Source organism: Lysobacter enzymogenes (assembly GCF_017168095.1).
GTDB lineage: Bacteria > Pseudomonadota > Gammaproteobacteria > Xanthomonadales > Xanthomonadaceae > Lysobacter > Lysobacter enzymogenes_D.
In genome coordinates, this window is record NZ_LXSD01000389.1 from 1 (window position 1) to 1,975 (window position 1,975).

Genomic DNA, 1,975 nt, shown 5'->3' on the forward strand with positions numbered 1-1,975 from the left:
CGCTCGGCGACGAACGCGCGGCCTGGGCCGCGGCGCCCGCCTGGGCCGCGCCGGGCGCGCCGCGCACCGTGCTGTTCCAGACCAAATCGCTGTTCCTGGTACTCGCCGACCCCGCCGGCGGCGCCGACCGGCTGCTGCGCTGGACGCCCGGCCAGGGCGGCTGGAGCGAGGCCGGCCGCGTGCCCGGGCAGATCGCCGGCGCCGGCCGCGCCACCGGCCAGGCCCATCTGCTGATCCCGGTCGGCGCCCGCGCGCATGCACCGGCGCAGCTCAAGACCTTCCAGACCATCACCGGCGCCTGGGCCGAACTGCCCGGCGCGCAGGTGCCGGCCGACGCGCTTGCCACCGCGGCCTGGCCCGACGGCCTGATGTGGGCGCGCGCCGACGGCGCCCAGGTCCGCTTCGCCACCGCCCAGATCCAGTCCAGCAAGCTGCGCCTGCACTGGCTCGACTGGGCGGTCATCGTCGTCTACCTCGCCGGCATGATCGGCATCGGCCTGTATTTCTACCTGCGCGAAAAACGCGGCAGCACCGACAGCTTCTTCGTCGGCGGCCGCAGCATCCCGTTCTGGGCCGCCGGCATCAGCCTGTACGCGGCCAACACCAGTTCGATCAGCTTCATCGCGATTCCGGCCAAGGCCTTCGAAACCAACTGGCAGTACATGGCCAACAACATCATCGCCGTCGGCGGCCTGGTGTTCGTGGCGATCTGGATCGTGCCGCTGCTGCGCCGGCTCGACCTGATGTCGGTGTTCTCGTACCTGGAAACCCGCTTCCATCCCTCGATCCGCATGCTCGCCAGCGCGCTGTGCGTGTTCGTGCAGATCGGCAGCCGCATGAGCGTGATCCTGTTCCTGCCGGCGCTGGCGATCGCCACCATCACCGGCATCAGCGTGTTCTGGAGCGTGCTGCTGATGGGCGGCTTCACCATCGTCTACACCGCGATGGGCGGAATGAAGGCGGTGATCTGGACCGACTTCGTCCAGGTCATCGTCAAGATGGGCGGCGCGATCTTCGCCATCGGCTTCATGATCTGGGGCCTGCGCGGAGGCTTCGGCCAGTTCTGGTCCACGGCGATGGCCGAGGGCAAGATGCACACCTTCGACTTCAGCTTCGACCTGACCAAGGCCACCGTCTGGGGCTTCCTGTTCCTGGTGCTGTTCGAGGTGGTGCTGACCTTCCCCAAGGACCAGGTGCTGATGCAGCGCACCTTGTCGACCAGCTCGGCCAAGGAGGCCGGCCGCTCGATCTGGGCGTTCGCGGCGATCATGATTCCCGGCGGCATCGTGTTCTACACCATCGGCACGGCGATGTTCGTGTACTACCGCGAGCATCCCGAGCGCATGAACCCGCTGCTGCCGATCGACGCGACCTTCCCGATGTTCATCGCCGCCGAACTGCCGGTGGGCGTGACCGGGCTCATCATCGCCGGCATCTTCGCCGCGGCGATGGCGACGCTGTCGGGAATCATGAATTCGGTGGCGACGCTGATCTCGGTGGACTTCTACGAGAAGCTGCACAAGGGCCACACCGCGCAGCAGAGCGTGCGCTTCGCCGAACTCATGACCGTCGCGGTCGGCCTGGTCGGCATCGGCGCGGCGCTGCTGCTGTCGAAGTTCGACATCCATTCGCTGTTCGACGTGTCGATCGAACTGGCCGGCCTGCTCGGCGGCGGTTTCGCCGGCGCGTACACGCTGGGCATGTTCACCCGCCGCGCCAACTGGCAGGGCGTGGCGATCGGGATCGGCGCGAGCGTGGTGCTGACCCTGGGCATCTGGACGCTGCGCGCGGTGCATCCGTACTACTACCTGGCGATCTCGATCGCGCTGTGCATCGTGATCGGTTACATCGCCAGTCTATTTTTCCCGGCGCCTACGCAGTCGCTGGAAGGGCTGACGATTTATCGCGGCAAGCCCTCATCCGCCCCTTCGGGGCACCCCCGATCAGAAGCGCTTCGAGGGCAGGCTCTTCTCCC

General features: G+C 67.6%; 1 protein-coding gene. It reads left to right on the top strand.

Annotated elements, in window-relative coordinates; genetic code table 11:
• On the top strand, positions 1-1,975 hold a 1,975-nt coding region (locus A7A76_RS15995; protein ID WP_206412128.1), incomplete at both ends, for a sodium:solute symporter.